The following is an 8,479-nucleotide window of genomic DNA, read 5'->3' on the forward strand; positions in this document are numbered from 1 at the left end:
AGTCTTAATAATAAAAGGAGTAATATTTTACTTAAGAATGATGATTTTTGTTTGGAGAAACGTAGAGATAAGGTTAATCTTATTTTTAGGAGATCTGAGGAAATGCGTAGACCTTTTGATTTTTTCTTAAGAGTTAATGAATATCATAGTTTATCTTTAGGTAAGATTTTGTTAGAATGTTTGGAGTGTGAAGATGATTCTATACTAACATTGAGATGTTGTTCTTATGAGTTTAGGTATAAATTTTTTAAAAAAAAGTTACAATCAAAGAAGTTCTTTTCTAAGTTTGTAAGATATAATCCACTTTATTTAATGTTGTTAGTATTAAATGATAAGATAATTGGAATTATTGATTTAAATACTTTAAACTTAATGTGGAGTGATAAGAATATTCTTAAAAAAATTAGTATATCTTTGTTCGGAGGATTTTTAAAGGAATGAATATTAACAATAATAATTTGAATAATAATGGTAAATCTAATAATAAAAAGAAAAATAAGAATTGGATTTTGGGGCTTGTTGTTGTTTTCTTAGTTTTAGCAATATTCATGTCTTATTTTATGCGTGGTGGAGAAAATTATAAAAACGTTCCTTATAGTACATTTCAGACTTATTTAGATAGTGGTTTGATTGAATCAGTTGTGATTATTGATAAGAGTCAAATTCAGTTTATTGTCAAAAATTCTAATTTAGGAAAGTCTTATTTCTCTACTAGTATTCCTTATTTTGATATTAATTTACTTGCGGAGCTTAAAGCCAAGCGAGTAGAGGTAAGTTCTGGAAAGAGTCAATCGTCTTTAATTGGCGTTTTACTTCAAACTTTACCTTGGATATTATTTTTTGTTTTCTTTTTCTTTATTTTTCGTCAAACTCAAGGTGGTGGTGGAAAAGTTTTTTCATTTGGAAAAAGCAATGCTCAAAAATATGAAGCAGGAAAGAATAAAGTTACTTTTAAAGATGTCGCTGGGCAAGAAGAAGCAAAACAAGAACTTGGTGAAGTAGTTGAATTTCTTAAATATCCTAAAAAATTTGAAAAAATTGGTGCCAGAATTCCTAAAGGTGTTCTTTTGGTTGGATCTCCTGGAACAGGAAAGACTTTGCTTGCCAAGGCTGTTGCTGGGGAAGCAGGAGTAAATTTTTTCCATATGTCGGGTTCTGATTTTGTTGAGATGTTTGTAGGGGTTGGGGCAAGTCGTGTTAGAGATCTTTTTGATAATGCAAGAAAAAATGCTCCTTGTATAATTTTTATTGATGAACTTGATGCTGTTGGGAGAAGTCGTGGAGCTGGACTTGGTGGTGGTCATGATGAGAGAGAACAGACTCTTAATCAATTATTAGTTGAGATGGATGGTTTTGGGACATATACTAATGTAATAGTGATGGCAGCTACAAATAGACCTGATGTTCTTGATTCTGCTTTGTTGAGACCAGGTAGATTTGATAGGCAAGTAGCAGTTACCTTGCCTGATATTAAGGAGAGAGAAGCAATATTAAATATACATGCTCAGAAGACTAAGCTTGCAAAAGAGATCGACTTAAGAGTAATAGCAAGAGCTACCCCTGGTGTTAGTGGTGCTGATCTTGCAAATTTAATTAATGAAGGTGCTTTGATTGCTGCTAGAAATAATCAATCTGAAATTTTGATGCATGATTTGGAAGAAGCTCGGGATAAAATACTTATGGGAGTTGCTAAAAAATCTATGACTATTACTGATAGACAAAAACTTGAAACAGCTTATCATGAAGCTGGTCATGCTTTGCTTCATTATTATCTTGAGCATGCTGATCCTTTACATAAAGTTACTATTATTCCTAGGGGTAGAGCTCTTGGTGTTGCTTTTTCTCTTCCTAAAGAAGATAGACTTTCAATCAATAAGAATCAAATTCTTGATAAAATTAAAATATGTTATGGTGGTTATGCTAGTGAGCAGATTAATTTAGGTTTTACTACAGCTGGTGTTCAGAATGATTTAATGCAAGCTACTAATTTGGCAAAGAAAATGGTTACAGAATGGGGTATGGGAGAGGATGTAGGTCCTATATTTTTGGTAGATGATGAAGCTCCAATTTTTCTTCCAAAAGAATTTTCTAAATCAAAAGCATATTCTGAAAATACTGCTGACAGAGTAGATAGAGAAGTTAAGAAAATTCTTGAAGGATGTTTAAAAGAAGCATCAAATATTTTAATGAAGCATAAGGATCAGTTAGTAAAACTTGCAGAGGCCTTGATTGCAAGAGAAACTTTAACAGATAATGAAGTGAGAGAACTTTTAGGTTTTGAATTAATTGAGAGTGATTATGAACTAAGTTTAAAGCAGTCTAAGCAAGAAGAGACAATTGATAGATAAAACAAGTTTTTAAGGAGTCTTTGTGGTTGTCTTAAAAATTGTATTGTTGTTTTTAATTTTTGTAAATTTAAATGCCAATTTAAATAAGAGAGACGAAGATATATCTAAAATTCTTTTGCTTGAATCTAAAAGTTTTAATGGTACTCAAAGAGGACTTGATATGCTTTATGGTTCTCTTGAATTTAATTTGAAAAACTCCGATTCTCTTTATGAGCTGTCATTGAGGAATGATATTTCATTGTTAGATAGAATTTATTTATTAAAATCAGCTATAGAGATTAATAATTTTGTACTTGTAAAACCCTTGGATTTATACTTTCAATATTTTTCATTAATTTTGGATCAAAATGAGGATGTTTATAAGAATAAAGAAATTATTGACATTTATGATAAGTTGGATGGTGATTTAAAAAATGATAAAGACTTGATTTATATGAGACTTGAGGCGTCCAGTAGGCTTGGAGATTTTAGTGGTACTTTTGATAAAGTATTAAAAAGTGCTTTTTCTGTGTATAGTGATGATATAAGGTTTTTTAAATGGTTTTTAAAGGAAGATAAATTTTTTGCAAGTCTTTTTAATAAGCTTAAGTTAAAGGGAGATTCTTTTTTTAAAAGTGAAAATATTGATTTTATTTTTAAAAATACAATGTTAAATGAGCCTAATGCTGTTGCTTTGTTTACTTTTCTTAAGAATAAAAGCAAACAAATAAATGGTGTTCAGAGTATGTATTTGCTTAAATATCGTCTTTTAACACCTGATGAGGCTTATGGTTTTTTTAAAGAAGAGCCGCCAAGTACGCTTCGTGACTATAAAATGTTTTATGATCTTTTGGGTGATCCTAATATACGAGAAGAATTTTTAAATTATTATAAAAACTTATCAGGTGTATATTTTGTAGATGATAAGAATAATGTTGCAGTATTTAAAAATGGTGTTTTAGTAAATTTTTTTTCCAAAATAGTGAATTATACTTCAAATTTAAATTTAGATGAAAAATATCTAAATAAGGTTTATTTTAAAAATAAAATTCCTATTTGTTATGAAAATGTTTTATTTGGTTATAATGTTTATTATTCTATTTATCCTTATGTTAGTATGATTGAGGTTAAGTACCCAAATAAGAAAGCCGTTTATATTTTTGCTTTGGATTCTTTTCGTTATGAAATTTTTGATAATTTTAGTTATAGTTTTGATTATGTAGGTATTAATAATTTTTTAATAGCCGATGTTCCAGAAATTTTTGTTCCTAATATGTTAAATTTAAGTCCAAAGCAAGTTTCTTCTTTTGATATCCGACAAGCTTTGATATCTAAAAAGGTTTTTAATGAGCATGATGTTATTGAAATTAGAAATTATTCTTTTGGAGATTTGACTTCAGTTTATAAAAAAATTAATGACTCTAAGAAGTTTAATTATATTGAAATTTATGATAAAGGAGTTTTTAAAGCTAAAAGAGTTATTTTAGATGATTCTTTGGATGTTTATCGTAACATTAAGTAGCTTTTAAAAATTATTGATGCATAGAAAAATTTTTATTGTCATTATGTTAATTTTTTCATGCAACACAATAAGAGATATAGATGACAAACAAATTTATTATGTCCCATCTGAAAGCATAAGTAAGCATATTGAGGACAATAATTTTGAATTTGCTCTTTCAAGTTATTACAATCTAAAAAATAATGGTTTTGAAATGGAACAGGGTATTTTGGATTTAAGAGATAAAGCTTTATCTGGAATTCAAAATGAATATTTAAATTTGTGCAAATCTAAAGATTATGAGAGAGCATTATTTAAGCTTGAGACTTTAAATTTGTTTGGTATTATGCTTAATGAGAGCAAAAAGCAATTGATTTTAAAACATCTTGAGAGTTTGAGACATAAGGATCCAATGCTTGCAAGTTTTTTTGCAAAATATTATTTGCTTGATAATAATTTTGATTTTTTGCAAAATTTTGTTATTCATGAAAAATCTCCTTCAAAAAATGTTTTGCTCGATACAGCTGTATTAACAGTTTGGGTAGATATGGGCACTAAAATTGTAAATGGTAATAGAGTACCCAATATTGCTTTAGGTTCTTCTTTTGTTATTGATAATCTGAAGGGATATGCTTTGACTAATTATCATGTAATTAGTTCTCAAGTTAACAGTGATTATAATGGAGTTTCCAATCTTTATGTTAAGCTTCCAAGAGGCAAGGGTGAAAAGCTTCCCGCAGAAGTGATTTCTTATTCAAAAGAGATGGATCTTGCATTAATTAAGGTTTCTTTTAAATTAGAGCATCAATTTAATTTGGATTATTCTTCAAATATTAATATTGGAGACAGGATTTATGCTATGGGTTCTCCTTTGGGATTTGAGAAGACTATTACTTCAGGAATAATTTCTGGTAAGAATAGAAACCTGTTGTCTGTGGGTGATTCTTATCAAATTGATGCTGCCATTAATCAGGGAAATTCTGGTGGACCTGTCATCAATGAAAATGGAGGTTTTGTTGGCCTTACATTTGCTGGATTTGTATATTCTCAAGGTCTTAATTTTGTAATACCTTCAAAATGGGTTTTAAAGGTATTGCCCTTTATGTATAGAGGTGGTGTTTTAAAGAATCATTGGTTGGGTTTTACTTTTTCAGAAAGTTTAAATAATTTGGAAATATCGTATGTAGTTCCTAATTCGCCTGCAGATATTGGTGGACTTAGAAGTGGAGATTCTATTTTAAGTGTTAATTCTTTAAAATTTGATAGTTTAAGAGAATTACAATATTATATTTTGCAAAAAAAGTCTATGGTAAGTGTTAAATATAAAAGGAATAATAAGGAATACGAGAGTTATTTATATCCCCAAAATCGACCCGAAAATATTATTGAGAGTATCATTAATAGAGATTCTTTTAAAAATGTGGTGGGAGCTTTTTTGGGTTTAAATTTAAGTTTTATTGCTGGAAAAGAGTATAGGGTCGCCAAGGTTTTTGCAAATGGTCTTGGTGATGAATTGAATTTTAGGACTAATGATGAAATTTTTATTTATGATTTTAAATATATTAGGGATAAGAGAGTATTTGTATTATTACTTTATGTTAAAAGATTATTTTCTGGATATTTAGGAGCTCCTTTGCAGCTTATTATTCCTTTTGATTCTATTATATTTGTATAAATAAATTAAGCTATGTTTGGGGGAGTTTGTTTTTATGGGCTTTTATTTGAATTTAGTTAATGGCGATACTCGTTCTAAGCTTGATAATATTGTTTCTATTAGTCATTTTAATTTTAAAGACAATTTAAATCTAATGCTTATTATTGGTCCTATGGGTAGTGGTAAGACAGAATATGCTGCTAAAATTTATAAAGATTCTCTTATTATTAAAAATAAATCTTCTGAAATTTTAGCTTCTATCACAAGGGGTCTTAGAAATAGAGCCAATGTATTTTTTATTAGAAATATTCTTGATAAAAAAAGATTTAAGAATTATCCTGAGAATGTTATTCCTTATAGAGGCGGTGGGAGTGATGAAATTGATGGTGTTGATTTTGCTAGTGATTCTTTTGATGTAGGACAATTGATAGAGAAAAATCCTGAATATGGGACTTTTATTATTGATGAGACTTGTTTTTATGATGAGAGATTAGTATTTATTGTAAATAAGATAGCTTTAGATTTAAATGTATTATTTATACTTCCTACTTTACTTTATAATTTTAGAAAAGAAATATTTAATAACACGGCTAGACTTTTAATAGAGTATGCAGATAAAATTTGTAGTCTTGGTGCTTATTGTGAACATATTAATTGTATGGATGAATCTTTTTTGACATATAGATATTATTTTTATGAAGGTAAAGAAATAGCTGCACCTTATTTTGATCCTTTATTAATTGTTGGTGGTGATGAGATTGTTGAATCTGCTATTTATCCAAATTATGCTACAAGATGTTCTAAACATCATTATCTTGTTGGGAGAGAATATTTTTTTACTATTCTTAAACCTTTTGCATTATTATATATTCAGGGTGATAGAAAATTTCTAGAAAGAGAAATTGTTGATTTAAAGAGTAATATTGTAAATTCAAATTTTCAAAAGTCTCTTTTAATTGAGGTTGGCGAGAAATATGATATTGCCATTTTAGAAAATGTGTTAAAATTGCCTTTTTTGGCAGAAAGAGCCTTGATTACACTTTCGTTTGAATATAATATCTTAAGTAAAGAAGATTTTAAGGAAATTGTTAATAGATTTTCACTTAGTAAAGATTATATTCAAAAAGTAATTGTTTCAAGAGAATATAAGGGAATTTTTTAAAATAATATTAATAAAAATAATGCTGCTGAAGTTGAAACTACTCTTTTGTTTTTTCAATGCGTATTAATTCTCGTTTGATTATGTCATAGTAGTTAAGTTCTTTTATTTCAATTCTATAATATTCATCTTCCCAATTTGTTATTCCATTACCTTGTATCTTGATAAATTTGTATTTGTCTAATTGTTTATGATATGTTAAAGCTTTTTTGTAATAAGAAGTGGCCATTTTATAAAAAATTATGGCTTGATTTAGGTTTTTAAGAATGCCATCTTTTTTGGGAGTGTTATAAAAATATACATGTTTTGTGTCAAATAAATTACCTAAATATAGATGTTGCTTAACAAGAAGTAAATTTACATGCATTTTAAAGAGCAGCTTATATTTATTCCATTCTTTTTTTGTTTTTATTTGAGCTAGAGAATAATTTGGATTCCCGAATGGATATTTTAATGCGTTTTGTAGAAAAAAAATATTCCTTTTATAATTGTCTGGTTTTTTTTTCATATTTTCATTAAAAATAACATACCATTGTTCAGCATAGAAAAATTTTGATGATGCATTGACGTTAATTATGAGTAAAATTGAAAGTATTATTAAATATAATACAAAAAAGTTATTATGAAACATGTTTTGTATCCTTCCTTTTGTTATATTAGATGTTAAAATTTTATTAAATCAAAAATTTTCCTTGCACTTATTTCGATATCGTGTTCACTTGAGTTTTCAATATATACAATATCAATTAGTTGATTAAAAATTTGAAACATTTCCATGTATCTAGAATTTATTTCTTTAAATTTAGCTTCTTCAAATTCAAAAAGATCCGCTTGTGTTCTATTTTTTTGAATACGTTTAAATGCTATATTGGGGTCTGTTTTTATAAAAAAAAGTTTTTCAGGTAATGGGAAATCTTTATTTAGTTTATACCCTAATTCTCCTTGATATGCTATAGATGAAAATAAATATCTATCGCTTATTACTTTTGTTTGATTTTTATTTAGTATTGCTATTATTCCATTTTGTATATTATATAAATGTTCGTATCTATCTGCAACGTATAAATGTGCTAATGATACTTTTAGTAAGGGATTTTTAAAGTTGGTCAGTTGTTTTCTTATGAGTTTACCAATTATTCCTGTTGATGGTTCTTTTGTAAAATGGTATTTCATTTTATTGTTGCAGATTTTTTGTAATTTTTGGATTATACTTGTTTTGCCGCTTCCATCAATTCCTTCTATACAATAAAAATTTTTTAGGATCTTAGTCACAAAAATTATCTCCTTAGATATTTTAGTAATTAGATGCTTACTGTAAGTATTATATAATATATATTAATAGATCTATGAATTTGTTTTTTATAAGGAATAAAGATACTCTATCTTTTATTTGTTCGATTTTAGTTTTTATATTTGTTCTTATTATTTTTGTTTTGTTTGTTCAATTTCAAGTTTATTCTGCTAGGTTTTTTATTATGAATTATCTTGAGGCAAAATTGGGTTTTAAGATTAAATATAATAAAATCGATCCTTATTTTTTATCTTCGATTAAAATAGACAATTTGGAGTTGAGTTTAAATGAACAAGATAAAGTCTTGATGCATACTGTTAAGGTTAATTTAGATTTATTTAACTTATTGTTAGGAAATGAAAATATTATTTTAGATATTTTTGTTAAGGGTAGTACTTTGAATTTTGATTTAAATGATTTTAAATTTCTTAAATCCAAAAGTTCAATTCCTATGAAATTAGACTTAAATGATGAAAAAGCTAGTCGTGTAATAATTGGCAAGATGTTTGGTTCCTTTGAAAGTCTTCATATGCATTTAGAAGATATT

At 27.3% G+C, this 8,479-nt stretch carries 6 protein-coding genes and 2 pseudogenes; 6 read left to right on the top strand and 2 right to left on the bottom strand.

Annotation, left to right across the window (positions count from 1 at the left end):
• The 5 genes and pseudogenes from BN1173_RS04735 to BN1173_RS04065 form a co-directional block, all read left to right on the top strand.
• A pseudogene (locus BN1173_RS04735) lies at positions 1-441 on the top strand (tRNA lysidine(34) synthetase TilS); the annotation flags it as partial.
• On the top strand, positions 438-2,348 hold the full coding sequence (ftsH, locus tag BN1173_RS04050; RefSeq protein ID WP_040236804.1) for an ATP-dependent zinc metalloprotease FtsH: 1,911 nt from the start codon (positions 438-440) through the stop codon (positions 2,346-2,348). The pseudogene BN1173_RS04735 and the gene ftsH, both read left to right, overlap by 4 nt.
• A gap of 22 nt (positions 2,349-2,370) precedes the next feature.
• Positions 2,371-3,849: a hypothetical protein gene (locus BN1173_RS04055; protein WP_040236806.1), complete on the top strand. Its 1,479-nt coding sequence runs from the start codon at positions 2,371-2,373 to the stop codon at positions 3,847-3,849.
• 16 nt (positions 3,850-3,865) lie between these two features.
• Positions 3,866-5,503, top strand: coding sequence for a S1C family serine protease (locus tag BN1173_RS04060; RefSeq protein WP_246040061.1), 1,638 nt, complete (start codon positions 3,866-3,868; stop codon positions 5,501-5,503).
• 34 nt (positions 5,504-5,537) lie between these two features.
• The gene (locus tag BN1173_RS04065) at positions 5,538-6,644 is read left to right on the top strand and encodes a thymidine kinase (RefSeq protein WP_040236809.1); all 1,107 of its coding nucleotides are present in this window, start codon (positions 5,538-5,540) and stop codon (positions 6,642-6,644) included.
• A 37-nt stretch (positions 6,645-6,681) separates the two neighbouring features.
• Here the strand turns inward: BN1173_RS04065 and BN1173_RS04070 are convergent, their stop codons facing one another.
• Positions 6,682-7,272 (bottom strand): hypothetical protein, encoded by a 591-nt coding sequence (locus tag BN1173_RS04070; protein ID WP_040236812.1) that lies wholly within the window; start codon positions 7,270-7,272, stop codon positions 6,682-6,684.
• A 32-nt stretch (positions 7,273-7,304) separates the two neighbouring features.
• Positions 7,305-7,913: a dTMP kinase gene (gene tmk, locus BN1173_RS04075; RefSeq protein ID WP_040236813.1), complete on the bottom strand. Its 609-nt coding sequence runs from the start codon at positions 7,911-7,913 to the stop codon at positions 7,305-7,307.
• Between the two features lie 74 nt (positions 7,914-7,987).
• On the opposite strand from tmk, the pseudogene BN1173_RS04740 reads away from it, so the two are divergent.
• Positions 7,988-8,479 (top strand): annotated as a pseudogene (locus tag BN1173_RS04740) (translocation/assembly module TamB domain-containing protein); the annotation flags it as partial.

Source organism: Borrelia crocidurae, assembly GCF_000825665.2.
Lineage (GTDB): Bacteria > Spirochaetota > Spirochaetia > Borreliales > Borreliaceae > Borrelia > Borrelia duttonii.